Source organism: Meiothermus sp., assembly GCF_037443965.1.
Lineage (GTDB): Bacteria > Deinococcota > Deinococci > Deinococcales > Thermaceae > Meiothermus.
The window spans coordinates 83161-109207 of sequence record NZ_JBBINI010000009.1 but is presented as its reverse complement, the minus strand read 5'-3'; the positions used below and the strand labels follow the sequence as shown (position 1 = coordinate 109207).

The following is a 26047-nucleotide window of genomic DNA, read 5'->3' as shown; positions in this document are numbered from 1 at the left end:
AGTGGGTTTTGCCTGAAATCGCCGGGAGCCTCAGGCAGGCGCTTAGGGTAAGGCTCATGACTGGGGCTAAGTCGTAACAAGGTAACTGTACCGGAAGGTGCGGTTGGATCACCTCCTTTCTAAGGAGCATTTACGCAGCGTGTCTGCGTCATCTTGCAACGCCTCCGGTGTTGCAAGCAAGCTCGGCTGATCTTTCTTTGTTCAAGATAAGCGCCCTTCGGGGCGCTTTTTTTGTTTGTGGTTGCAAGCAGATCAGGCTTTGCTCCATCCATCAGGGCCAGGGCTCAAAAGCTGATTCCGCATATGTGCCTTTGTACACGACAAGAGCCCTAAATCCGTGTACACTGTGCCTAGGAACCCATTGCTGGGTCATTGGGAAGTAGTCGTTGTATGCGTTATTCAATTAGTTCGCGCCGCCGTAAGCCCAGACGCGGCGTGGCTGGGGTTAGGGGATCCCAGGCATTGCCGCAATCGCGCCGCCGTGTGACCTCGGCGGGTGGGGTGGTATTGCGGGAGCGGGCTGGGGGCAAGGGCCTCGAGGTGCTTCTCATTGCCATCAAGGACGGGCGGGTCTGGAGTCTGCCCAAGGGCCAGGTAGAGCCAGGCGAGCGCTATCCGCAAACGGCTGTCCGCGAGGTGCGCGAGGAAACCGGTATCGAGGCCAAAGTGTTGGCCCCACTGGGCAGCATTCGCTATCACTTCACCGTCAAAGACGACGGTATACAAACCACCGTTACCAAAGAGGTGCACCACTTTTTGATGGGCTATGTGAGCGGAACGCCCCAGCCGCAAAAGGAAGAAGTAGACGGGGTGGCCTGGTTGCCCGTGCGCGAGGCCTTAAGGCGGCTTTCGCATCAGAACGAGCGCAACGACGTGCTCAAGGCCCTGGCCTCCTGGGACGCACAAACGCCCATCGGCGTGCAGCTGTAAGGCTCAATCTTTCTTTTTGAACACCTCGGCAAACGGGGCGGTGATCAAGAGAATGAGCAGCAGCAAGCCCAGTGCTACCACACCGCCCAGTATCCATTCTATCGGGGTTACACTCGAGAGCATCGAACATCCTCCGTATCGCCAGGAAGCATAACATACCCCCTATGGGTATTTGAAGCCCACCTACGCCCAGGCCGGTCGTTGATGCAGACGAAAAGAGCTCAAATCCAAGGGGCTTTTCCCCTGCAGGGCCAGCTCGGCCATGATCTCCCCTACCGCCGCCGAATGCTTAAAGCCGTGGCCCGAGCAGGCCGAGGCCACCAGGATGCGCTCGGAGTCGGGGTGGTGGTCGAGGATGAAATCACCATCAGCGGTGGAGGTATACAAGCAGGTGGCGCTTCTGAGGCAGGCGGGGCCCAGGTCTCTTAGCCGGCCCTGCACGTAGCGCTCGAGAAAGGCCTGGGTTTCGGCCTCCAACACGGTGCGCTCGACCCGGTCGAGGTGGGTGGATACCCGCGACTGCTCGGTGGCTACCTTTACCCCTTGCGCAACCTGGGGAAAGCCGTAAAAGTGCTCACCCTCGCTACTGCCAAACATCCAGATGAAAATGGGAAACCGCCCCGGTGCGTAGGTTTGGGGATCCTGGGCCTCGAGCCAGAACAGCACCTGACGATACACCCGCAGCACCCGCGCAAAAGGCCCGCCCAGCAGGTCGGCTGCCCAGGCCCCTGCGCTCACCACCACTTTGGCTGCGGCGTAGCGGTTCTTATCGGTTTCGACCTGTACCCCATCGGCCTGGGGGATAAGCCTCTGCACCCTTTCGCCCGTGTGCACGCTGGCACCCAGGCGCTGGGCCAGCTCGAGCTGAACCTGAACACAGCGCTCGGGGTAGAGCAGCCCGGCCCCCGGCTCGTAGTAGCCGGTCTCGTCGCCCTTCAGGCCGAACTGGGAAAAGCGCGCCTCGATCTGGGCTGCGTCCAGAACCTCGTGCGCGATACCAAACTGCCGGGCGGCCTGGATGGTGCGCGGCAAAAACTGCGGCTTGCCGTGGTGCAGGGCCTCGCCCACCGGGCTGCTGAGAATCAGGCCTCCGCAGGGCAGGAAAAGCGAGGCCCCGGTCTGGGCCTCGAGCTCGCGCCAAATCTGGTGCGAACGCAGCACCAGCGGCACATAGGCTGTACCCTCTCCAATGGCCTGCCGGGTAATGCGGGTCTCGCCGTGGCTGGAACCATAAATATGCGGGGGCACATGCCGATCTATTCCGATGACCCTGGCCCCGCGCCGGGCAAGCTGGTACAGGCTGGCGCTGCCCATTGCGCTTAGGCCTACCACGACCACATCTGTGGATAGCATGCCCACAGTATGGCGCACGTTGGATAAAAGCGCATCGCCCAGTAACTTTTTGGTGTTTTTTTGCTCAATCAGGTATAATGCGCATTTCGGTAGTATCGTTCACTTCGGCAAGCCTAAACGATACTACCGAAATGCTTTTCTACTCCCTTCGGTCGGCTTGAATCCTTCACCTCTGACTGCGGCGGGCGGTGAAGGATTCAAGCGGAAACGGTATAAGTTGCGCCAGGGTAGATGGGCCAAACCTGCGTAATCGGACTATGCGTATCTGGCGCAATTCCCCACCGATCTTTGGGAATCGCATATCGCATTTCAACTATGGGGACACTTTAACCAGCCTACTTCTTGATAGTGTCAGGCAGTCCTAGCCTATTGTAAAAACCCATCGCATCAATGCTCGGGAACACTGCGGCTAACCACCTACTTTGAAACCTTGCACAGCTCGTAGCCCCTTGCGGTAGCGTTCTTGCAATGGCTTGGTGTCTAGGGCTACGATACCGACTTCGAAATCCTCTGGAGCCGTGGCTCTAACGGCCTCGGCAACATTTGGATACAAGCCCGCCCCAACCAGCGCCAAAATGGCAGCCCCACGGGCCGGGCCTTCCTCGATAGTGGTGCGAGCCAGTGGCAGGGCCAGCGCACTGCCCACAATCGAAAGCCAGAAATCGGAGCGGGCTCCCCCACCAATGGCCAGCAATTTGTTTATCTTGGTCAGAGGGTGCATTACTTCCAGCACATCCCGCAAACTAAACGCTACTCCCTCGAGCAAGGCCCTCGTAAGATGTCCACGTCCGTGCGCTAGGCTCAGTCCCAACCAGGCGCCCCGTAAATCGGGGTCAAGATAGGGACTGCGCTCCCCGGCCAGATAGGGCATAAAGACCACTCCATCACTGCCAGGCGCAATACTTTGGGCCTCTAGCATCAAATCCTCAAAACCCATCCCTGGGGCTAATTTGTCTCGATACCACTGCAAACTACCAGCCGCCGCCAGGGTTACGCCCAGCAAGTGATAGCCGCCATCCGCATGGCAAAAAAGGTGGATGCGGCCTTGGGGATCTGGCGTGGGCTGCTGGATCGGTATAAAGATGACCCCACTGGTGCCCAAACTCACACTGCCCAGCCCTGGGCGCGCATTGGAAAGACCCAATCCAATCGCAGCCCCTGCATTGTCCCCGGCCCCAGCGACCACCGGCAACCCCCGGGGCAAACCGGTGGCCTGTGCCCATTCGGCTTTGAGGGAACCGACCACCCCATGTGAAGGAATGACCTGGGGAAACAGCGTTAGATTTAACTGTAGGGCTTGAAGAATGTCGGTATCCCAGTTTTGTGATTCAAGATGGAGGACACCAATTCCGGATGCATCTGAGGGCTCGGTGGCCATCTGACCCGTCAAAACGTAAGCCAAATAGTCTTTGGGCAGCAGCACATGGGCAGTGCGAGCGTAGTGCTCCGGCTCGGCCTGTCGCAGCCAGACCAACTTGGGAAGCTGAAAACCCGTCACGGCTGGATTCCCAGTGCGCTGGATGAGGTCACGGCGCGGAACGGTTGCCTCGATTTCAGCACAGGCGGATGCAGTGCGTTGGTCATTCCACAGCGGAGCAGGGCGCACGACTTCGCCATGCCGATCCAAAAAAGTAGCTCCATGCATCTGACCTGAAAGCCCAATAGATACCGGCTCCCAGCCCCCCTGCCCTAGCTTTTGTACCAACTCGACCAACACACTGGCGGTGGCTTCTACCCAGTCTGTGGGATTTTGCTCAGTCCAGCCGGGTCTGGGGGTAAGCAAGGGGTAGGATGCGTAGGCTTCTGCAACGGTCTGTCCCTCTGCCGTGATTGCAATGGCCTTGAGCCCACTGGTACCCAGATCTATGCCTATTGCAACCGTCTGCATCCTAGCGTTCCCCCAGCAGCAGTTCCACTGTAAGCTGGTCGAGCTTCTCCAACCCCGGCCCCCGCTCACCCAAGGCCACCCGGTTGAACTTCTTGGCCTTGAGGGCCTCGGCGTTCTTCTTGCTGAATTTCTTGGTCAGCTTGGAGAGTTCGGCATCCTGCACCTTGTAGGCCTTGATGAGGGCCTGAATTTCCTTGTCCTGGTTGAACTGCCTAGCCTTCTCCCTGAGAATCAGGTAGGTGCGCATACAGCCCCTGGCGAACTCCCAGACCCCGGCCTCGTCCTCGGTGCGCAGGGCGTGGGCGTCGAAGTGGCGAGGGCCATCGTACTTGCTGTCCTCCAAGAGTTTGACCAGCAGGAAGGCCAGCTTGAGGTTCTCGGCCCCGAAGCGCAAATCCTGATCAAAACGGCCCATCTTCTGGTCGTTGAGATCTATGTGGAAGAGCTTGCCCGCGTCAATGGCCTGGGCCACCGCGTGCACGAAGTTGAGCCCGGCCATCATCTCGTGGGCCACCTCCGGGTTGAGACCGAAGAGGTGCGGCTTGTCCAGCGTAGCGATGAAGCCCAGTGCAGCGCCGACTACAGGCAGGTAGATGTCACCGCGCGGCTCGTTGGGCTTGGGCTCGAGGGCAAAACGGTAGCCGTAGCCCTGCGACTCACTGTACTCGGCCAGGAAGTTAAGCGCCTCGCGGTAGTAGGCCAGGGCGTCGAGGGTGTTCATCCCTGCGTCCACCTCGGCACCCTCGCGCCCGCCCCAGAACACGTAGATCTTGGCTCCCAACTCGGCCCCCAAGTCCATCGCGTGCATGGTCTTGTGGATAGCGTAGGCACGAATCTTGGCGTTAGCGTTGGTGAAGGCTCCGTCTTTGAAAACCGGGTCGCCGAAGAGATTGGTGGTGGCCATCGGCACCACCAGGCCACTATCACTCAGGGCTTTTTTAAAGCGGGAGAGAATCTTCTTGCGCTCGGCTACAGTTGCGTTGATGGGAATCAGGTCGTTGTCGTGCAGGTTGACTCCCCAGGCCCCTAGTTCAGCCAGTTTGTACACAATGTACTCTGGAGCCAAGGGCTCACGGGTAGGGTGGCCAAAGGGATCGCGCCCTACATTTCCCACCGTCCACAGGCCGAAGGTAAACTTATGCTCGGGTTTGGGAATGTAGTCTGGCATGGCTTCATCCTTTCGTTACGATGTTGGGAACAACGCAGAAGATTATCAAGGTACCGAGTCGCTTTCCTATGGGGAGACAGTAGGAGTGCCGCATGTGTAATTTTTAGAGCGGTGCTTTTCCCCAACCTAGAAGCTGTGTAAATGATACCCTGGAAATGCTCAATCATGGTCTAAGTGCTCCGGTAACTTAATTGCTGGGATGGATTTGGCTCCCTTAATATCTGGGAGTTGCTTTGAGCGCTTCATTTTGGGAACTTCACTGCATATCAATCTTTAACTTACCAAACCACTAAGACAACTGCGGAGTGCGCGAGAAATCTCGGATTAATCGAGCTAAATCCTGTCTCACCACACAACGCTCCAGACTAAACGCGCTGAGGATTTGGTCAATCTCAGCCTCGCTCTTGGACTGGAAGGGCTTGGCATAGCTGGGCTGAAGCAGAGCGCCGGTGAGGCTCCGCAAAAATTGCTCGGTGATGCCCGCATAATGGTTGTCCGCAGCGAAACTGGTCTGAACGGTGTCATCTATCTTTTGCAGCAGAACCTGGAAGATACGCTGAGCCGAGCTGGTGCCGAAGAACTTGGTGGCGAAGTCGGCACGAAAGGCCCGCTTGACCTCGAGGATGGGCTGGAGCACCGTTTTTTGACCGTCGAGGCTTGCTGGGTTCTTTCCGAGAACCGCTCTAGGGCTCCAAAATCACCTTGCCCGTATTCTTACGGCTTTGCACAAAGGCAAAAGCCTTGGCGGCCTCTTCCAGTTTGAACCGCTCGCCCACCACTGGTTTGATCTTGCCAGAAGCCACCAAGGGGATCAGGAACGCTGTAGCAGCCTGCATCTCGGTGGGGTCGCTCAGAAAGGGGGTGAGCCAGACGCCCGTTACGCTCTGGTTGCCCTTCATCAGGCCCACCGGATACATCTGGGCCATCTCGCGCGAGGCCGAGCCAATCACCAACAAACGGCCCCGGTAGGCCAGCATCTTAAGGCTATGGGCAAAACCCGCCCCCCCCACCACCTCCATCAGGATGTCCACCCCTTTGCCCTCGGTGGCGTTCTTGACGGCATCTACCAGGTTGTCCTGGGTGTTGAGCAGGGTCACATCGGCCCCTAGACTGCGGCATAGGGCCAGTTTTTCCTCGCTGCTGGCCAGGGCCACTACCCGCAAGCCCATCGCCTTCGCTATCTGGATCGAAGCGGTACCCAGGGCTCCGGCAGCAGCCTGAATCAAAACCCACTCGCAGGGCCGGGCCTGGGCCTGGGTTTGCAGGGCAAAATAGGCGGTAAAGTAGGAAACCGGGAAGGCTGCTGCTTCGGCAGCGCTCATGCCAGGTGGAACCGGCACAACGGCCCTGCTACTCACCACGGCATACTCGGCAAAAGCCCCGCTGCCCCCCAGCGCCGCGACCACTTCCCCTGGGCGATAATGCTCCACACCCTCCCCCACTGCTTCCACCACTCCCGCAAACTCCATACCGGGAATCATGGGGTAGCGGGTACGCACCAGATACTCGCCGGCCACGTACAAGATGTCGGCAAAGTTGAGGCCTACCGCCTCGACCTTGATGAGCACTTGCCCAGGGCCGGGGCTGGGTTTGGGAAGGTCGGTGAGCTCCAAGACTTCGGGGCCGCCTGCACGGTGTACCTGGATGGCCTTCATGCTGCACAGCATATAACGCTGCCGCAAATGTAGCTTCACCGAAGAATGTTCCCTGCACTTAGGGGTATTCTTAGGCCCGATATGGCGCGAACAGCAATTGTGATTGGCTCTGGGATTGGGGGCCTGGCCATGGGCCTGCGTCTACAAAGCCTGGGCTTCGAGACCACTATCGTGGAAAAACTGGACGCCCCTGGCGGGCGGGCCTACGTGCGCAAAGTAGACGGCTTCACCTTCGATATGGGGCCTACCGTCATTACCGTGCCGCATTTTATTGAGGAGCTTTTCTCGCTGGAGCCTGGCCGGTCAGGCCTGAGCCTGCCCGACTATCCCGCCGAAATTCTGGGCGACGACCCACGCATTAAGTCTGGCATCTCGGGCGGGCCCCACACCAGCAAGTACGTGCAGATCGTCCCCATTCTGCCCTTTTATCGCATTTACTTCGACGATGGCACTTTCTTCGACTACGACGGCGACCCCGAGAACACCCGCCGCCAGGTCAAGGAACTGGGCGAGCCGGGCGACCTCGAGGGCTACGAGCGCTTTCACGCCGACGCCAAGGCCATTTTCCAGCGGGGCTTCCTCGAGCTCGGCTACACCCACTTCGGCGACCTCGGCACCATGCTGCGGGTGGTGCCCGACCTGCTCCGGCTGGATGCAGTGCGCACCTTGTTCAGCTTTGCCAGCAAATACTTCCAATCGCCCAAGCTGCGCCAGGTCTTCAGCTTCGAGACCCTGCTGGTGGGGGGCAACCCCCTTAGCGTGCCGGCCATCTACGCCATGATTCACTTCGTGGAGAAAACCTGGGGTATCCACTTTGCTTTGGGGGGCACCGGGGCTCTGGTGCGGGGTTTCGTACAAAAGTTCGAGGAGCTGGGCGGCAAAATGCGCTACAACGCCGAGGTCAAGAAGATTAACGTGGTGCGCGAGGGTAGCAAGAAAATCGCCAAGGGCATCACCCTGGCCGATGGTAGCGCCCTGCACGCCGACATCGTGGTCTCGAACGCCGACTACGCCCACACCTACCTGAAGCTAATCGAGCCTGAGTACCGCTTCTGGCACTCCGACGTCATCGTGAAGAACCGGCCCCAGAGCATGTCGCTGGTGGTGATCTATTTTGGCTTCAAAGCCGACGGCACCGAAGGCCAGAAGCTGCGCCACCACAACATCATCCTGGGGCCGCGCTACGAGGAGTTGCTACGGGACATCTTCGGGCGCAAGGTGCTGGCCAAGGACTTCAGCCAGTACCTGCACATTCCCACCCTCACCGACTCCAGCCTGGCCCCGCCCGGCCACCACGCTGCCTACACCCTGATTCCGGTACCGCACAACGGCTCCAAACTGGACTGGGATCTGCTGGGAGAGCCCTTCGTGAACAAGGTGCTCCGCTTCCTGGACGAGCGCGGCTATCTGCCGGGCCTGATGGAGCGCCTGGTGCACAAGAGCTTTGTCACCCCCGACTACTTCGAGCACACCCTCAATAGCTACCTGGGCAACGCCTTTGGGCCCGAGCCCATCCTGGCCCAGTCGGCCTACTTCCGGCCCCACAACCGGAGCGAGGACATCGCCAACCTTTACCTAGTCGGCGCGGGAGCCCAGCCCGGCGCGGGCACCCCCAGCGTGATGATGTCGGCCAAGATGACCGCCCGGCTGATTGCCAAGGATTTCGGGATTGTGGACGAGGTGGAGAAGAAGGTCAATCCGCCCAAACCTGCAGAGCCCGTTGCGGGTACGGACTAAAAATTCGACTTGGAACAGGCCGCTTTCCAGCGAACACCCCCTGTTCAATGACCTTGGCGCCTGGGTGTATTGAAGTACATGCAATTTCAACGGTTGCAAGTGTTCGTTCGATAAAACGACCAACTGGGCGCTGATTTGACCGAAATCGAGCTGATAAGCCAATAGTCCTCGTTTCCTAAAGAAAACCTAAGCACTTATGTGAATTAACAGCAGGTAAAAACGCGACCAGTACGCACTTCCTTCTACATCATAGTTTAGATTTCTAACGATGGCCTCCAAAAGAATAACTGGGTGCCCTATCACTGATTTTCCCTCATCCTGGGGCCTCCGCGGGGAGCGCAAATAGCTGCTCGAGCAGGAAAACGCCGCTCGCCGCGACGGGCCGTGGGATGAAGATTCCCGTGGGGTACATTGCAACGAAAGGAGTGCAAACCATGCAAAATCTGGGTTCGGCCAAATGGGTCTTGAGTGCGCTGGCGGGGGCTTTGCTGCTGGCAGCTTGTGGGAGCCCCAGCAACTCCACGCCTTCGCCCACCATCAGCGAAAGTATGTCGGTTGAGGAAGCCCGCTCGGTCAGCAACGACCTCCAACTACAAAGCAGCGCACCCGAGCAGCAAGTGATATTCGACTTTAGTGGCAAGGTGGAGGAAGGCCCCAGCAAGGACACCACCCTGGCCGGCAAACTAACCCTCGAGCTCAAGCCGGTGGGGGGCGGCAACTATGTGTTCATGGGGGCACTCACCGGGGCCAACGACCTCAACGTGCCGGCCAAGGGTGTGCTGACCCGTGGAGGCCGCATCTTCATTTTCTTCGAGCTGGACAAGGCCAACAATCTGCTGATTATTGGCACGGGCAAGCGTGAAGACGGCGGGGTGTTCAAGGGCCCGTTTGTGGGGCCCGCCGCAGGCGACCGAGGCAGTTGGACTGCCACGCCGGTCTCGGGGCCGACCCCCATGCCCACCCCCCAACCGCAAAAGCTTTCCTACAACTTTAGCGGGCTGGTGGAGGATGGCCCGGCCAAGGGAACCAAGCTCGAGGGCAGGCTAAACCTGGAAGTCAAGGATAAAGGCGGCTATGTGCGGCTCAAGGGCGAGCTGGTTTTGAGCGATGGCCGCAAGATCGAGGTGAAGGGAGCCCTGGTTGGGGACAAGAAGGTGTTTGTCATTTTTGAGCTCGAGCGGGAGGGGCGTATTGTAGGGGAAGGCGATATCCAAGCCGACAAGAGCATTCAAGGGCCTTTTATTCTGGTGCAGCGGGAGAACGACCGCACCAGCCTGAGCCGGGGTTCCTGGACCGCCACACCCATTCCCTAGAGCGGTTCCCACGAATACCCAGTACAGCAAAAACTGCTGTACTGGGTAAATTACTCCGCACGCGGTGCGGAGTAATACGCATTTCGGTAGTATCGTTCACTTTGACAAGCCTAAACGATACTACCGAAATGCTTTTCTACTCACTTCGGTCGGCTTGAATCCTTCACCTTTGACTACGCCCCGCGGTGAAGGATTCAAGCGGAAACGGTATAATTGTGGGAAACGCGATAGAGCACACCGTTTTTTGCTTCTTTTTGGGTATACCGGAACAAGCCGGGGCAGGAGGCGGCCAAGCGCGGCCCTGCTCCGGATTTCCATCTCGGTACAGAGAAGCAAAACAGTCAATCGGGCCACATGCCGAGTTCATCGCGCTCGACGGCATAACCCGCTTGCTCGAGGCCCGCTACCACCTCGTTGCCGTGCTGGACATCCCGCACCTCCAGCACCAGCTCCACCCCCACCTTGCCCAGCGGGGCCAGCCAGAGCGCCCGGCGGTGGAAAATATCAATGATGTTGGCCCCGGCTGCCGCTACGTGATCCACCACCCGTGCCAGGGCTCCTGGACGGTCTATCACCGCCAGCTTGAGCAGCAGGTAGCGGCCCTGCCGCACCATCACCTGCTCGATCACCCGTGAGAGCAGGTTGCCATCAATGTTGCCCCCGCACAGCACCGTAGCGACGGTCTGGCCGGGCTGCACCGGCACTTTGCCGGCCAGGATGGCCCCCATCCCGGCGGCCCCGGCCCCTTCCACCACCAGCTTGAGGTTCTGGGCGCAGTGGGCGATGCCACGGGCAATCTCGTCGTCGGTGACCTCGAGCACCTGGTCTACGTACTGCTGGATGAGGGGGAGGGTTAGCTCCCCTGGACGTTTGACCGCAATGCCGTCGGCGATGGTCTGGGCCACCGGCACGCTCACCGGATGCCCGGCTTTGAGCGAGGGGTTGACCGGCGCACAGCCCGCCGCCTGCACTCCCACGATGTGGACTTGCGGGCGCAGGCTCTTGACCGCCACCGCGATGCCGCCAATCAGGCCGCCCCCGCCGATGGGCACCACCAGCACGTCCAGGTTGGGCAGGGCTTCCAGCAGCTCGAGGCCGATGGTGCCCTGTCCGGCAATAATCTTTTCGTCGTTGAAGGCGTGCACGTAGGTGTAGCCGTGCTGCTGCTGAAGCTCGTGGGCGTGGGCCACCGCGTCGTCGAAGCTGGCTCCGTAGAGCACCACCTCGGCTCCCAGGCGGCGGGTCGCCACCACCTTGGTGAGGGGGGCGTGCTGGGGCATCACGATAGTGGAGCGGATGCCCTGCAGGGCTGCGGCCAGCGCCACCCCCTGGGCGTGGTTGCCCGCCGAAGGGGCGATCACCCCGCGGGCTTTTTCCTCGGGGGTGAGGGCCGCTATCTTGTGATAGGCCCCGCGAATCTTGAAGGAGCCGCTCTTCTGCAAACACTCCGCTTTGACGAAAACCTGCGCCCCCAGCTCGTCGGAGGCGAGCGGGTCGGGCAGGGTGGGGGTGGAGGCGATTACGCTCTGAATCACCGCGCGGGCCGCCTGGATGTGCTCGAGTAGCACTGCCATGCGCAGATTGTATCGCTTAGTGACCTACCGCTGATTTTTCCTCATCCTGGGGCTCCCGCGGGAAGCGTATATACGCCGTTGCCACGACGGGCCAAGCTTCCCGTGCGGTACTCAGAGCAGCCGGGCCACCTCGCCAAAAGGAAAACCGCGCTCGTCCAGCCCGCCCGGCGCAACCACCCAGAGCGTGGGGAGGGGCGGGGCCTCGAGGGGAAAATCACCGTACCCGTCGGTAAGGTAGATGCACACGCCTCCCAGGTGCGGCTCGTGGTGCTCGGTTACGTGGGCGAAGAAGGGCCGGAAGTCGGTACCGCCGCCCCCCTGGGGGGCAGGAATCTCGCCGTCGGGCTGGAGCGGGTGGGGGCCATAGAGGGCGGCGTCGGCGTAGAAGAGCCGGGCCTCTAGGTGTGGGTAGGCCCGCAGGATGCCATGCACCTCGCTCAGGAAGAGTTTGACCAGGGCATCGTCCACCGAGCCGGAGGTGTCCACCGCAATGTAGACCCGCAGGCTCTCGCCCTCGAGGGTCTCGAGGTACCAGCCCCGTCCCACATGGCGGCGGTCGTAGCCGGAGAAGTCGGTGGGGGTGCGCACCAGAAAGCGCCACAGCAGGCTCTTCCAGTCGAGCTGGGGCGGCCCGGCCAGGCCGAAGGCCCGCTCCACGCCCGCCGGAAGGCTGCCCTTGCCGCTTCCCCGTGCCACCGCCTGGGCCTGCTGGACGGCCTGCTTCCAGTACCGTTCCTGCTCGGCCCGCCCGGCCTCGCTCATCGAGTCACCCTCGGTAAGCTTCTTGGCACGGGGCTTCTTGTCCTTGACGCCGGAATTACCAGCGTTGCCCTCCTGGCCCTCGCGCGCCTCGGCGTCGTCGGGCGGGGCCTCGAGCAAATCCGCAAAAACCAGCTCCGGCGGTTGCTCGCGGGGGAGCAGGGCATAGACTTCCTCCACGGCGTAGTGCTCGAGCTCGGGCTGGCGGATATGCCCTTCGGGCAGGCTGAAGCCGTTTTGCAGCAGGATACCGTTGACCACGATATCGGCGGCGATGTTCCAGCCCTTGGGGTCGCGCTGGGAGCGGCGCGGCACGTGGGCCAGGGCCGCGTGCAAGACCTCGTGCAGCAGCACCCCGTCGAAGTGCTCGTCGGGGAGCGCGGCCATGAAGTGCGGGTTATAGAAGACGTCGCGTCCGTCGGTGGCGGCGGTGGGCAGCTCGAGGCTGGCCCTGTAGCGGGCAAACATGGCCAGGGTGGCGAAGAAAGGGGACTTGATTCGCAAGCGCAACAAGGCAGCCGAGATGCGGCGCTCGAGCCCTTGAACCGGCGCCTGGGGTGGATGGGAAGCGGTTTCGGACATTTCGACCTCGATGGGGCGGTTATCCGGCCCCCGTGCTTTCACCCTGGGCCAGGCGGCGGGCTGCCGCCGCCCGCACCAGCCGGTTGGCGTCCTGGGCCAGGCGCTCGAGGATGGGGCGGGGGGTGTGGGGGTTCTGGGCCACCGCGTAGCGCACCATCCACTCCGGCGCGGCCCAGTGGCGCACCTTGGCCAGTTCGTGGGGGGGTATCTCGGGCCTCGAGAGGGCCACTGCGCGGTTGAGGGTAAAGCGCGACCTCGAGCCCTGCAATACCAACTGGGCGCGGTAGCGCTCCAGGGAGGCTGGCTCGAGGTTGGGGTTGCGCAGGGCCGACAGGCGCACATTCTCGTCAACATCGCGCAGCAGTTCGGCCAGGGTAGCCGCAGGGGTACGAGGATGCTGGGCCACCGCCTGGCGCACGTCGCGGTCGGTGTCCTGGGCCAGCACCGCCAGCATCTTTGGGGTAAGGGCCGGGTTCTTGGCCGCGGCCTGCCGCACCGACCACTCGCTGTCGCGGATTAGCTCGTGCAGGGCCTCAGGGGGGGTGCTGGGGTTTTGCGCGGCCAGCCCTCGGCTCCAGAGGGTCTGACCGGCCAGCCGTTGCAAAAACGCCCCCTCCAGGGATGGGTCCAGGGCCTCGGCCCGGCGGTACAGCTCCACCAGTTCAGCCGGGGCCCTTGGATGGGCCTGGGCGGCCTGTCGAACTGTCTCGTCGGCGTCGGCCAGCAGGATGGCCAGGGCCAGCGGCGGAGCCCCAGGGTGCTTGGCTGCCTGCAGGCGGATGTCCTGCTGCTCATCTGCGCAAAGGCGCTCCAGTATTTCGCCGGTGACCTGTGGGTGTGCCGCCACCGCCCGGCGCACGTCGGCGTCGGGGTCGCCCGCCAGCAGCGAGAGTAGCTCGGGGGGCGGCACCGGATGGGTCGCCACAGCTTGCCGCACCCGCCAGTCCTCGTCCTGCGCCAGGGTTCGCAGGGTCTCGGGGGGTGTGCAGGGGTGGCGTGCCGCCAGGCGCATGGCCCAGTCGCTGCCCTGGGCCAGCTTGTCCAGCAGTTCGGGGCCCAGGGCCTCGAGGTTTCTGGCCCGGCGGTAGAGTTCCACCAGGCTCATGGGGGCCTCCAGCTTGGCGAACCATCCGGCAAACAGCGGCTCCAGCGCCGTTTCGGGCACCTGGGGGTTGTCGGCTACCGCCTGGCGCACGTCGCGGTCGGGGTCCTGGGCCAGTTGCTCCAGCACCTGGGGCGGGGTGGAAAGGTTGGCGGCCACCGCCTGGCGCACCCGCCAGTGGTCATCCTGGGCCAGCAGTTGCAGCAGGTTGGGCGGGGTACGGGGGTTCTGCGCGACCTGGGCGCGCACATCGGGCTGCTCGTCGCGGGCCAGGCCCTCGAGGCTCTCCAGCGGGGTGTGCCGGTGCACGGCTACGGCCTGCCGCACATCGGGGTCGCTGTCGCCCGCCATGGCGGCTAGGGTCGCGGGGGGGGTTTTGGGGTTGCGGGCCACCGCCAGCCGGGTGTGCCAGTCGGGGTCGCCTTTGCAGCGCTCGAGGGTCTCCGAGGGGGTGTTGGGGTGGGCCACCGCCAGCCGCCGGGCCCACTCGCCCAGGCGGGCCATGCGCTCGAGTTCCTCCGCCGTGAGCGCCGCGTCCTGGGCCTGGGCGCGCTCGAAAAGCTCGAGCACGCGCCTGGGTGCGCTGGGGTTTGCGGCTGCGGCTTTGCGCACCTCCTCGTACTCGTCGCAGGCCAGCCGCTCCAGGGCTGCACTGGGGGTGCGGGGGTGGGTAGCGGCCCACTGCCGCACCTCGCGGTCGCCGTCCTGGGCGAGCTGGAGAAGCCAGTGCGCGGGGAGCGCCGGGTTGCGGGCCAGTGCCCCCCGCACCCGCCAGTCGTCGTCGGTGAGGAAGCGCTCCAGCAGGTGCGGCGGGGTCTGCGGATGCTGGGCCAGCAGTTGCCGCATCCAGTAGTGGCTCTGGGTGTACGGGCTACCGCCCGTCCCGAAGGGAATCGTCCCTGGGGTGTACTGGGGCGGAGCCGCAGTCCCGAAGGGGATCGTCCCCTGGGTGTACGGGCCGCTGCCCGTCCCAACGGGGATCGTCCCCTGGGTGTACGGGCCGCTGCCCGTCCCAACGGGGATCGTCCCCTGGGCCAGCGCCTCGATGGGAATCTCGACGGGAAGCTGGCCCTCCAAACGGTCCAGCAGCTCCGCCGCTTCGGGAGGCGTGGAGGGATGCTGCCGCGCGGCCCGGCGCACCGCCTCATCCTCATCGAAGAGGAAGGCTGCCAGCACTTCTTTGGGCAAATGTGCCTGCTCCAGGAGCGCCAGCCGCAGGCCGGTATCGGGTTCACCGGCGATGCGCGGCGCAATCCAGGCAGGGGCCAGCCCCAGAAGCACCATCTGGCGCAGCTCGAGGTAGTCCATGTCCGCCTCGCTCCACCACAGGGCCCGCTCGAGGGGCGAGGTCTCGAGCGCCCCGTGCAGCCGGGCCGCCTCCGCTACCGCCGGCAGCCCGTGGTTGGTGAGCGGTTCGACCAGTTCAGGCGGTGCAGACGGGTTTTGCAGCAAAGCGAGCAGGGCCACAGGGTCGCCCTCCCTCGCTGCCCAGCGCAGAAAATGCGGCGGGGTTTGGGGGTGGCCCAGCAAGCGGTTGCGGGCATAGCCGGGAATTTCCGCCAGCCAGTTGGGGTTCACCAGCAGCAAGAGGTCAATGAGCGGGTTCCCCAGCACCTCCTCGGGAAAATGCACCGCCAGCCGCAGCAGCACATCCTCGGGCGTGTTGGGGTTGCGCGCCACCGCCCGCCGCACCTCCGGGCTGCGCGTTGAAGCCAGAGCCCTTAGCCGCTCGGGGGCGGTCTGTGGGTTCTGCGCCTCCTCGAGCAACAGTGTCATCCTAACCCTGCCTTCCGCATCCACATTACATAACCGCGCAAAATCCAATACCCCGATAGCCATTCTCAGCCCTACATCTCCCGTAAGCGTAGAACGGCACGAACGCTGCCGACCTGGGCCGGGCTCTATGCGGCTCGCGGAGGTGGGCGGTGTGGAACACCCCACCCCCTACGCCCCCGACTATGAATCCATGCCAGGCAACGTCTCGAACCCCCACACCTACCTGCACAGCCTCACCCCAGCACCAGCTCCCGGTAGGCCTGCATGAATTCCCGCAGCCGGGGGTCTTCCCGCACCATCAAGGCGAACTCCCCCGGCCCCCGCTGCTTCATCCGCTGGTAGAGATCGGCCACCAGCAACTGCACCCATTCTGGCGGGGCCACCTCCACCATCCAGCGGAAGGCGTGGAGCCCCTGCTTAGCCGTCTCGGCCCGCAACGCGAGGCCCATGGTGAGGGCGTAGCGCGCCGAGGGCTCCTCGGGGAAAGGCCGGCTCGAGTGTCCCTCCAGAATCTCGGTGAGTTCGGGTAGCACTTCGTAGACCTGCCCGAAGGCCTCGAGCTCCGCTGCCGCCGCCTCCCCTACCACCGGGGCGATGTCCAGCCCGGCTTTCAAAAGCGCCGAGGCCATCTCCCAACTGCGCGGGCTGGGCCAGGCCGGACGTTTGGAATCCATCTGGTGTAGCAGGGCCGGGCGGAAGGCCAGGAAGGCCAGTATGCGCTCGTGAATCCCAGCCTCGAAACCGTAGCGCTTGAAGCTCTCGAAGTCCGGGGTCACTTCCAGATGGATAAAGCGGTTGGCCAGCGGGGCCGGCATGTCGAACACCGCGGCCCGGTCTTCCTTGCGGTTGCCCGCCGCCCAGACAAACCAGCCCTCGGGCAGCTCATAAGAACCCACCTTGCGGTCGAGGATGAGCTGCTGGGCCATGCCCTGCATGGTGGGGGGGGCCATGTTGAGCTCGTCCAGGAACAAAATTCCCTCCCCCTCGCGCGGCAAAAACTCCGGTGGATACCACTTGGAGATGCCATCCAGCGGCACTGGCAGGCCGCGCAGGTCGGTGGGGGCCAGTTGCGAGAGCCGCACATCAATAAAGCCCATCCCATGCTTGCGGGCGGTCTGGGCCACAATGGACGACTTGCCCACCCCCGGCGGCCCCCACAGCATGGTGGAGATTTTGATCCGATGCTCGATCAGACCCGAAAGATACGCTGCCAGTTCGGTTGGGCTCACGCGCTTAGTGTGGGGTAAGCACGGGCGATTTTTGTAGGCAGATGAACATTCGAGCGTTGTTAAATTTGCGCTAAAGAGAACCCGGCTTCTTCACCCCTTATCGGCAACATAGCAAGCCCTCGCAGACCACCTCCCCAAAGGCATATAGGCCTCAGGGTCGCGTTGGACACGGGGAAAACACACCTTGGGGTCACGGTTTGGGCCACCGCGAGAACGGATGTTCTACCAGGTTGGCGTTCAGGTAGCGGGGGTCGTGGGTTACCTCCTCCCCCGCCCAGTCGGGCAGCTCGAGGGGTTGGTCGGGCGACTCGAGCTCCACCTCGGCCACCACCAGGCCCCGGTTCTCCCCCATAAACTCGTCCACTTCCCAGACCCGCCCGCAGAATTCAACACGGTAGCGGGTTTTCTCGATCAAGGGCTTTATGCAAAGCCGGTCGAGCAGTTCGCGGGCCTCCGCTAAGGGGATGGGGTACTCGTACTCGAGGCGGGTGATGCCCAGGGCCTGGCCCTTGATGGTCAGGTGGGCTTCATCACCGGCAATGCGCACCCGCACGGTGCGCTCTTCTTGTCGGCACAGGTAGCCCTGGCGGTAGGGTGTGCCCACCGCCCCCTTCTTCCAGGCCAACGATTTGACTAGGAATTTGCGTTCGGTCTCAGTACCCATGTCTGATTGTAAGACTGTTACTGCACCTTCAGGGTGTGCTGCAAGGAGTTATAACCCGTGGTAGCCTCCCAGACGTTCGGATTGGCGAGGCGGATGGCATACTCGGGGCGACTGGCAAGGTTGGGGGCCGGGTCGGGCAGGTGCAGCAAGACCTCGTAGTCGCCGGCTGGTATCTCCCCCGGCAAGGTAGCATCGAGCATCAGGGCTTGGGTTTTGTCCGGCTCCCAGAAGCGGGGATCCGAATTAATGGGAAAGGTAAAGGTCTGCTGGCTGGCTTTGTTGCGCAGGACTATCCGCACATTGCGGGGCTTGATGGGGTTGGCAAAGCCATCGTTGGCAACCTCGAGGCCCATCTGGAAACGTCCTCCCCTACTCAGTTGCTCGGGGATTACTGCTTTGACCAGCCGGAAACGGTAGCCCAGGCGACGGGCCACCTCATCGTAGCAGCCCTCGCTTTTCCAGCGGTCCAGCACCGGCTTGTACCAGGTGCCACTAATAATTTGCCAGTTAAAGCGGCGCAGCTCGGCCAAGGCCACCGAGCAAGCCTGGCGCGGCCCCAGATTTACCTGGCAGGTCTCGCCCGCTACCGGGACATAGCGGCTGATTTTCTCCAGATACCCCTTTTGCCGATCCCACTGGTTCCAGGTATAGGTTCCGGCATCGTTTTCCCCAGCCAGAAAACAATCGTTGTGGTGGCCTACGCGGGCCTGGTTGCTGCCATCGAAAGCCTGGCTGGCGGATAGCGGCTGTGGGTACAGTCGCTCGATGTCCTCGAGGGTGCGCAGTTGAATCGGGATGCTCTTGGGCAGGGCTGCCAGCAGAGCCTGCACCAGCCGGTTCTCGCTGGTAGGGTTGTCAAGGCCATTGCTCGAGTTGTTCCACTCGCCCCAGTAGCCAATAAACCCCGCTTGCATGGCGATAATTACATCCTGATACTCGTTCCAGAGGGGTTTGAGCTGCTCGATGTGGCCCAGCATCCGGTCCAGCGGCGCATCTTCGGTGCCGGTCACGCCCGGGAAAGCGTAGTAGTGTCGCAGAATCAGTTTGATGCCTCCCTGGCGGGCATTCTCGAAACGGCTACGCAGCAGGTTGAGGTAGTCTTGCGAGATGGGGGCATTACGAAAGTCGCTCAGCTTGACGTAGGCAAACACCACGCTGGCCGGAAAATTAAACCAACCTCCCGAGCGCACGCTGCGGTAGTCGTTGTTCTCCTGAAGCTGAAATGCAATGTGAAAACCCCGCTCGGGGTTGAGGAAGTTCTCGCTCGAGGCCTGATAGGTAATGGTCTTGCCGCTCATCGGCGGCAAAACCGGCACGTCGCCTCCAGTACCCGGCGGTTGGATGGTTCCAGTAACCTCTCCACACCCGGATAGCAGAAGCCCTGCTACCCATCCGCTGCAAAGCAATAGAGGTCTGAACATGTGCATCACCGGGTCAGTTTATTGGGCCAGTCCAAGGGCTCGAGGTTAGAAAACCTTAAGCTCCATTAAGGTTTCCCTTGAGGATAGCGGTAGGCCTTCATATCTGAAATGAACCATCCACCCGAAACGCGTTGGTTAACGCCACCAATAACGGCACCCACTCCCAATCCAGACCCCTTTTTGAGGGGAAAACCCCTCCTTTAGTTGCAGCAGGTTATTCACAAATAATGCCCAAAGTAATCCCTTTTTCATGCAGAACCCGTTCAACTTCCCTATAACCGAGAAAAGGTTTGTTGGGAACCCCTTATGCGAACCCTCTCAATATCCAGCCTCATCGCCACCCTGGGCGCATTGCTTCTGGCCGGCTGTTCCGACCCGCAGTTGCACGGACTTGTATCCGGGCAAACGCTTCTACTCTCCAGGCAAACCACCCTCGATGCAGCCGGTAGCGGACAGGCCGGCTACTATTGCCGCCGGGTGATCTGTGCCGGCGATGACGGCGAGAACAACGCGGTGCGCGGTCTGCTGGAATTCGACCTGGGAGCCTTACCGAAAAACTTCCAAGGCGACCCGATTGTCAGCGCCTCCCTACGCATCTACCAAGGTCCATCCAGCCGTACCTATGCCAAGTTGCAAAGCCTGGTGGTAGAGCACATCCGCGTTCCCAATCTGCTGGATTTTGCAGCCTTCGATGCGCCAGCCCTGGAAACCGCCCGCAACGAGGCCGCCGACGAGGGCTACCTCGAGCTCGATGTTACCGAAGCCCTCCGGGGCGACCTGGCCTTAGGCCGATCCTCTGTGCAGTTCCGCCTGCGTTTCGCCCAGCCTACCAACCACGACCAGCAGAGTGACCTGGCCCTGTTTAGCACCGCCGACGACTACGCTCCGCAGCTTATTCTGCGCTTCCGCCAGCCCTGATGTCCTAAGGCACCCGCACCGTCTGGTTGAGCTTGTTGTAGCCAGTCGCAGCCTCCCACACGTCGGGGTTGGCCAGGCGGATGGCGTACTCGGGGCGGGCCGCGATGCTCTGGTAGGGGTCGGGCAGGTGCAGCAAAACCTCGTAACTGCCCGGCACAATGCCAGCGGGCAGGGGCTGGTCTACCTGGATGGTCTGGGTGCTTCCCGCAAACCAGCGGCGGGGATCGGTGTTGACGTTGACGCTGTAAACCTGGCGGCTCTGGGTGTTGCGCAGCACCACCCGCACCGGGCGGGGGTTGAAGGGCGCAGCCCAGCCATCGTTGCGCACCGTGAAGCTCAGGCGCAGGCGGCCTCCGCTCGCCACCTCTGGCACCACCGACTGCACGAGGGCAAAGCGGTAGCCCAGCTTGCGGGCGATGGTGTCGTAGATGCCCCACTGCCGCCAGCGGTCTATGTTGCCAAAGTCGTTGGAGATCCAACTCCAGTTAAAGCGGGCCAGTTCGTCGAGCTGCCCCTGGGGGGTGCGGCGGTTGTAGGGGTCGGTGCCTGCTTCCGGCACATCGCCGCACATCTCCCCACCAATGGGCATGAACTTGGACATGCTCGAGAGATAGTTGCGGTCGGTGGTACGCTGGGGGTCGCTCCAGGCATAGGTTCCGGCATCGCTCTGGTTGACCATAAAACAGTCGTTGTGGTGGCCCAGCCTCGAGCCGATAAAGCCTGCCTCAAAGGCCTGGGCTTCGCTCATGCCACCCGGCACAAAAAGCCGCAGGTGCTCTACGGTACGCAACTGCACCCGCCGATCCGGTGGGAGCGCTGCCAGCAGTGCGCTCACCAGCTCGCGCTTGTTCTCGGCGCTGTTCATCTCGCCGTGGTCGCCCCACTCGCCCCAGGAACCCAAAAAACCGGCTTGCAGTGCAACCATCACATCGGCATAGTCGCGCAAAAGCGGGGTAAGCTGCCGAATGTGTCCCAAAATGGTGGCCTTGGATGAACGCGGCGTGCCCCCCCAGGTGTACCAGAAACGCACGGAGCCTTTGATACCGGCATCGCGCATTCCTTGTAAGCGCCCCCGTAGCTGATTCAGATAGGTATCAGAGATAGGGCCATTCTGGAAGGGCTCGAGGCTGATGTAAGCCTGAATGAGCGTGTAGCCCCGTCCCCGCATCCCCGGCAGGTTTACCCCCGCCAGCGAGGTGGAGCCCTGGCTGTAGCCCAACTGCACCCCTGGCCGGAAACCCCGCTCAGGATTGAGGAATACCTCATCGGAGGGGGAATAGGTCACGGTTTTACCGCTAAGGGGCGAGGGATTGGGATTAGACCCATCGGGGTTGCTATTTTGTGTGCCACACGCTGCCAGCAGGCTCAGCAACAAACCGGAAAGAATACGCGAGTAAAGAGGCTTTGGTACGTTTCGCATAAAGGTCACGAAGCAAGGCTATTTTGTGATTGATGGCGTGACGTTAGCCGAGCGTTAAGTAACGTTTAAGGTAAAACCTTGTTTCGCGAATCGCAGTTTATTTGAGCTAATCGCACTTTTTGCGTTAATATTTCTTAATCTCCATTTTCGAAAAACGTAACACTGGCCAGTGGGGGTGTGCGGAAAAGTTCAAAAAGGAAGGGGCTATCGTGGAAGCCCCATCGAGAAATCAACTGGTTTTTGGTCTTTTGGTGCCCGCTTGGGGGAAATTCTAGCCTCTCGCTACCTGCAAGTCCAGGGTCTTCTCATAGACCTCGAGGTAGCGGGGCAGCACCACCTCGGGCCGGAAGCGTTCGATAGCCCGTGCGCGGGCCGCCTCGCCCATATTGCGGCGGCGGGTGCGGCTGGTGAGGATTTCCAGGCTGGCCTCGAGCATCCCCTGAATGTCGCCCATCGGGCACAGGAAACCGGTTTTGCCCTCCTCGATTAACTCGGGCAGCCCCCCCACCCGGCTGGCCACCACCGGCACCCCGCTGGCCATGGCCTCCAAAGCCACCAGCCCGAAAGATTCCTGCTCGGAGGGCAGTAAGAACAGGTCGGCCACGCTCATGAACTTTTCGATGCTTGGCGTAGACTCCAAAAACTGCACCCGCCCGGCAATTTCCAGCTCGTGCGCCAGTTCGACACATTCCTGGCGCAGCGGCCCATCGCCAATCATGAGCAGGCGGGCCGGCATGCGCTCGAGGATGCCGGCAAACACCCGCAGGGCATCCAGGGGGCGCTTGACCGAGCGAAAGTTGGAGACGTGCAGCACAATGGCCTCTTCGGGCTGGGCAAAGCGGGCGCGGTAGACCGGGTCGCGGTTGGGCTTGAAGCGCTCGGGATCCACCCAGTTGTAGATCACCTCGATCTCGCGCTCTACCCCCAGCTTGCGGTAGGTGTCGTGGGCCAACGAGTGGGAGACCGCCGTCACCGCATCCGAGGTGCGCACCGCGTGCTGGGTGGTTTTGGCAAAGGCCGGCTCGCGTCCCACCAGGGTCACATCGGTGCCGTGCAGGGTGGTCACCACCTTGATGTCCAACCCCATATCGCGGGCCAGAATGGCACTGGTGGCGTGGGGAATCGCGTAATGGGCATGCACCAGCTCAATCTTGAAACGTTCGATCAACTCGGCGATGGAGTTGGCCGCGGTGAGCGGGGTAAGGGGCTCTTGAAACAAGGGATAGTCGGCACTTAGGATCTGGTGGAAATGCAGCGAACCGCTTTTGAGCGGCTTGTTGATCAAACCCAACCAACGGGCTACGCTCCTTTTTGAAGCCTGGAAGATGCGGCCCAGCCCGCCGATGGGGGTTTGGCCCACCGAGACGGCGCTTGCACCCAGCAGATTGCTGCTCAGGCCAAGCTGGCTCAGGCGTTCTTCGGTCAGGCGAAAGGGCCGTTCGGTTGCAACCACATGCACCGAATGCCCCAGCCCGGCTAAGGCCAGCGCCAACTCGGTGGCCACCACCCCTGAACCTCCCGCACTAGCATGGCAAAGAATGGCTATATTCATGCAACCTCCCATTCGAGCGATTTCAAGATCAGGACGGCTGTGAGCCCTCCAAAGCAGCGTCTCCATACTGAGCGGGCCTGGTCAGCACAGCTTCAGCTTCGAGGAACCACCTGGGGGCGTGTTTAGGCTAAAGCTTCGAAGTGAGAAATTAAGTAAAGTCCAGTTCAAGAAAACTTAAAGACCTGCTTTCATGAAAATGGGCCGGATTGGGTATTTGGGCCATCGTGAACAACAACCCCAATTTCTTCCAGTTTAGTGGAAAGGAAATTCGCCGTTCTCATCTTGTTTTTGCAGTGTCAATTTACAAATTACACCGTCGCTATTGCACAATTCGCTGTATATGAGTGTAGAATTGACGTAGTGGTCAAATATATTGGCTCCAAGCGCGCTCTTTTGCCCTGGATTACCGGGGTTGTGGAGCAGATTAATGCCATAAACCCGCTCCGGGATGCCGTAGATTTGTTTTCGGGCAGCGCCAGGGTCGGCCATGCCCTCAAAAACATGGGGCTTTTGGTTACCTCCAACGACATTCACACCTATGCCCTGGTGCTGGCGCAAGCACTGGTACAAGCCGATGCTACCAAGTACCCGCCCGAGCGCATTCTGCCCATCTTGCAGCGGCTGCAAAAGCGGAAGGGCAAGGCAGGCTGGTTTACCCGCACCTACTGCCAGGAGTCCCGCTTCATTCAGCCGCACAACGGAGCCAAAATTGAAGCCATCCGAACCCGGATCGAGCTCGAGGCCGCCGGAGATGAAATTTTGCGGGCCATCTTGCTCTATAGCCTGATGATCGCCGCCGACAAAGTGGACTCCACCACCGGCATCCAGATGGCCTACCTCAAACGCTGGGCTCCACGCTCCTATGGCGAGTTGCGACTGGAATACCCCCCGCTGCTGCCCGGTGAGGGATGGGCCTTACAGGCCGACGCCTTGGAGATGGCTGCCCACCTGCGGACCGACCTCTTCTACCTCGACCCCCCCTACAACCAGCACTCCTATCTGGGCAACTACCACCTGTGGGAAACCCTGGTTCGCTGGGACAACCCCCAAACCTATGGGATCGCTCGCAAGCGCACCGATGTGCAGGAGCGCAAGAGCCCCTTCAACTCCAAGCGCGAAGCCAAAGGCGCGATGGAAAAACTGCTGGGGAGTCTACAGGCCAAACACCTGGTACTATCGTTTAACAACGAAGGTTTTTTCCGCACCGAAGAAATTGAGGCCATGCTCAAAGAGTGGGGCTATGTGGTACGGATGAACCAGACCCACCGCCGCTACGTGGGCGCCCGCATCGGCATCTACAACCCCCAAGGCCAGAAAGTGGGGCAGGTTTCCCATACCGAAAACGAGGAGTATCTGTTTGTGGCAACCCATAGCAAAAAGGTTTTCAACGCTTTGCGCTCGAAGACGACGAGACGGCTGGCAGGTTAGGGCCTGGGGTACAGCGCCAACCCACTCACCACTGGGCGCACCCCCAGCAGGCCGTTGCCTGGGTTGCGCAGGCGGCCCTGTACCCAGAGCTGGGCCGAGCCGCCCCCATCCATGCGAATGGCCCCCCAGAAGCCCTGCCCTTGCAGCACCCGGGCCAAAGCCTCGGGGCGCATGGGCTCGGTCACGATAAAAAACAGCGCCCCCTCCTGCGACCAGGCCACCACCGACTGGGCGGCCACGGCTTCCACCGGGGCCCGGTCGCGGAAGGGCTCGGCGTTGGGGTCAAAAACGTTCACCCCCCCTTGCAGCAGCAGGGGGCCGGCCTCGAGCGCGTAGTTTGCCGGCGGCTCGAGGCTCACCAATAGCCGCAGGGACTCACCGGTACGAGCGATGGGTTCTTCCGCAGGAAAAGTAAGCGCCCAGAAACCCACGGGGAGCTCGTAAGGTGCGGGGTAAGTAGCGATAATCTGTTCGCCCTGCACGAGGTGTACATTTTCGCCTGCCCTTCCCACCGGCCCCGGCAGCGTATGCACCGTGTACCTGGCCCGGTTCAGGTTGACCCCCACCCGAATGCTGCGTCCGTCAACAAGTTGAACTGAGGCGGAAAATTGAGGGCGGGCAGCGTAAATCGAGTCCCCCTGCCAAAACAGCGCACTGCGGCCAAAGGGAAAGCTCAGGGGCACCCCCTCGCGCACCCAGAGGCCAATGGGCGTTCCGGTGCGCCCATCAAAGTAGCCCCCGTTCAGGATGGCCAAGGCCCCTGGGGCCATCTCTGGCAAAGCCCGGCGCTCGCCCGGACGGCCCACCGGCTCCATGCGCCAGCGGCCTGGCAGGGCCTCGAGCCAGTACATACGCACCGGCTCGGGCGTCCAAGCCCACAGCTCGCGGTAGCGGAAACCCGGCTGGAGGGCTTCTTCGCGCTCGGGCTCGAGGTAGTACACATCCAGCACGTAGCGGCTGGGGTTGGAAAGCAAAAAGGTCTGGTAGCGGTAAAAGCGCCCCGGCGGGGCTTGCAGCCTAAGCAGGGTGCTTTGCAGCTCGTAGCGGGCCTCTACCCCCACCCCGGCAGGCCGCACCGCCTCGAGGCCTGGCACAAAATAGGGGACGCTCAGCTCGAGGGAGCCCGGATAGGGGGCCAGGTCGGAAGGGGCCGGCTGCACCGCATCGCCCTCGGGCAGGTCAAAGACCACGCGCATGCGGCTGGCGTCGGCCGAGTAGCGCACCCCGGCCTCCGGCGCCGCTACCAGGCCCACCGCCCGGATCACCTCCACCGGCAGCAACTCCCCCTGGGGTGGGGGCAGGCCCGCTTCCAGGGGCGGTGTCCAGCCCAGGCCTTCCACATACGTAAAGCTCAGCTCGGCTTTGCGAAAGGTGGTGGCCCCGTTCTCCTGCGTAACACTCAGCCCCAGCTTGGAAGCCGGAAGCATCGGCGTCGAGGAAAGGGGAGTTTGCGCGTAGACCACACCCCAAAGCACCGGTAGAATCATCCACCAACGCATCATGGCTCTATTTCAAACCATATTGGTCACATAAAGATGGGCAAAGGCTCAATCGGCCTTTTATGTCAAAGGCGCAAAG

Annotated in this window: 19 protein-coding genes and 1 rRNA gene; 6 read left to right on the top strand and 14 right to left on the bottom strand. The window is 61.8% G+C overall.

Annotation, left to right across the window (positions count from 1 at the left end; all coding sequences use genetic code 11):
* Together WKI89_RS07150 and WKI89_RS07145 are read left to right on the top strand one after the other, a co-directional pair.
* Positions 1-119: ribosomal RNA gene (locus WKI89_RS07150) — 16S ribosomal RNA — on the top strand; the annotation flags it as partial.
* Positions 120-483: 364 nt separating this feature from the next.
* On the top strand, positions 484-930 hold the full coding sequence (locus WKI89_RS07145; RefSeq protein WP_337868490.1) for an NUDIX hydrolase: 447 nt from the start codon (positions 484-486) through the stop codon (positions 928-930).
* Between the two features lie 183 nt (positions 931-1113).
* On the opposite strand, the gene solA is transcribed toward WKI89_RS07145, so the two are convergent.
* The 5 genes from solA to WKI89_RS07120 all read right to left on the bottom strand — a co-directional run bounded on the left by solA (position 1114) and on the right by WKI89_RS07120 (position 6994).
* On the bottom strand, positions 1114-2283 hold the full coding sequence (gene solA / locus WKI89_RS07140) for an N-methyl-L-tryptophan oxidase (protein WP_337868485.1): 1170 nt from the start codon (positions 2281-2283) through the stop codon (positions 1114-1116).
* A 409-nt stretch (positions 2284-2692) separates the two neighbouring features.
* Entirely contained in the window at positions 2693-4171 is a 1479-nt protein-coding gene (xylB, locus tag WKI89_RS07135) for a xylulokinase (protein WP_337868484.1), read from the bottom strand.
* A 1-nt stretch (position 4172) separates the two neighbouring features.
* Entirely contained in the window at positions 4173-5339 is a 1167-nt protein-coding gene (xylA, locus tag WKI89_RS07130) for a xylose isomerase (RefSeq protein ID WP_337868483.1), read from the bottom strand.
* Positions 5340-5628: 289 nt separating this feature from the next.
* Positions 5629-5976: a hypothetical protein gene (locus WKI89_RS07125; protein WP_337868482.1), complete on the bottom strand. Its 348-nt coding sequence runs from the start codon at positions 5974-5976 to the stop codon at positions 5629-5631.
* Between the two features lie 46 nt (positions 5977-6022).
* Positions 6023-6994, bottom strand: coding sequence for an NADPH:quinone oxidoreductase family protein (locus tag WKI89_RS07120; RefSeq protein WP_337868481.1), 972 nt, complete (start codon positions 6992-6994; stop codon positions 6023-6025).
* Between the two features lie 81 nt (positions 6995-7075).
* Between WKI89_RS07120 and crtI the strand changes: the two genes are divergently transcribed.
* A complete protein-coding gene (gene crtI, locus WKI89_RS07115) occupies positions 7076-8731 on the top strand; it encodes a phytoene desaturase family protein (RefSeq protein ID WP_337868480.1) in 1656 nt (551 codons plus the stop codon).
* 434 nt (positions 8732-9165) lie between these two features.
* Positions 9166-10044, top strand: a complete 879-nt coding sequence (locus WKI89_RS07110) for a hypothetical protein (RefSeq protein ID WP_337868479.1) — start codon at positions 9166-9168, stop codon at positions 10042-10044.
* A gap of 341 nt (positions 10045-10385) precedes the next feature.
* Here WKI89_RS07110 and ilvA read toward each other — a convergent pair whose 3' ends face one another.
* From ilvA to WKI89_RS07080, 6 genes are all read right to left on the bottom strand, one after another.
* Positions 10386-11618 carry a threonine ammonia-lyase gene (gene ilvA / locus WKI89_RS07105; RefSeq protein WP_337868478.1) on the bottom strand — a complete coding sequence of 411 codons (1233 nt, stop codon included), beginning with the start codon at positions 11616-11618 and terminating at the stop codon, positions 10386-10388.
* Between the two features lie 111 nt (positions 11619-11729).
* On the bottom strand, positions 11730-12959 hold the full coding sequence (locus WKI89_RS07100; RefSeq protein ID WP_337868477.1) for a VWA-like domain-containing protein: 1230 nt from the start codon (positions 12957-12959) through the stop codon (positions 11730-11732).
* 19 nt (positions 12960-12978) lie between these two features.
* Positions 12979-15837 carry a hypothetical protein gene (locus tag WKI89_RS07095; RefSeq protein WP_337868476.1) on the bottom strand — a complete coding sequence of 953 codons (2859 nt, stop codon included), beginning with the start codon at positions 15835-15837 and terminating at the stop codon, positions 12979-12981.
* Positions 15838-16070: 233 nt separating this feature from the next.
* Complete coding sequence (locus tag WKI89_RS07090) at positions 16071-17066, bottom strand: MoxR family ATPase (protein WP_337868475.1); 996 nt, start codon at positions 17064-17066, stop codon at positions 16071-16073.
* Positions 17067-17256: 190 nt separating this feature from the next.
* Positions 17257-17730 carry a CYTH domain-containing protein gene (locus WKI89_RS07085; RefSeq protein ID WP_337868474.1) on the bottom strand — a complete coding sequence of 158 codons (474 nt, stop codon included), beginning with the start codon at positions 17728-17730 and terminating at the stop codon, positions 17257-17259.
* 17 nt (positions 17731-17747) lie between these two features.
* A complete protein-coding gene (locus WKI89_RS07080) occupies positions 17748-19046 on the bottom strand; it encodes a DUF4832 domain-containing protein (protein ID WP_337868473.1) in 1299 nt (432 codons plus the stop codon).
* Positions 19047-19457: 411 nt separating this feature from the next.
* Between WKI89_RS07080 and WKI89_RS07075 the strand changes: the two genes are divergently transcribed.
* Complete coding sequence (locus WKI89_RS07075; protein ID WP_337868472.1) at positions 19458-20069, top strand: hypothetical protein; 612 nt, start codon at positions 19458-19460, stop codon at positions 20067-20069.
* Positions 20070-20073: 4 nt separating this feature from the next.
* Here the strand turns inward: WKI89_RS07075 and WKI89_RS07070 are convergent, their stop codons facing one another.
* Positions 20074-21489, bottom strand: coding sequence for a DUF4832 domain-containing protein (locus WKI89_RS07070; RefSeq protein ID WP_337868471.1), 1416 nt, complete (start codon positions 21487-21489; stop codon positions 20074-20076).
* Positions 21490-21760: 271 nt separating this feature from the next.
* Positions 21761-23041, bottom strand: a complete 1281-nt coding sequence (bshA, locus tag WKI89_RS07065) for an N-acetyl-alpha-D-glucosaminyl L-malate synthase BshA (protein WP_337868470.1) — start codon at positions 23039-23041, stop codon at positions 21761-21763.
* Positions 23042-23401: 360 nt separating this feature from the next.
* Between bshA and WKI89_RS07060 the strand changes: the two genes are divergently transcribed.
* A complete protein-coding gene (locus WKI89_RS07060; protein ID WP_337868469.1) occupies positions 23402-24469 on the top strand; it encodes a DNA adenine methylase in 1068 nt (355 codons plus the stop codon).
* On the opposite strand, the gene WKI89_RS07055 is transcribed toward WKI89_RS07060, so the two are convergent.
* Entirely contained in the window at positions 24466-25968 is a 1503-nt protein-coding gene (locus tag WKI89_RS07055) for a phosphodiester glycosidase family protein (protein WP_337868489.1), read from the bottom strand. The two genes, WKI89_RS07060 and WKI89_RS07055, sit on opposite strands and share 4 nt — an antisense overlap.
* Between the last annotated feature and the right edge of the window lie 79 nt (positions 25969-26047).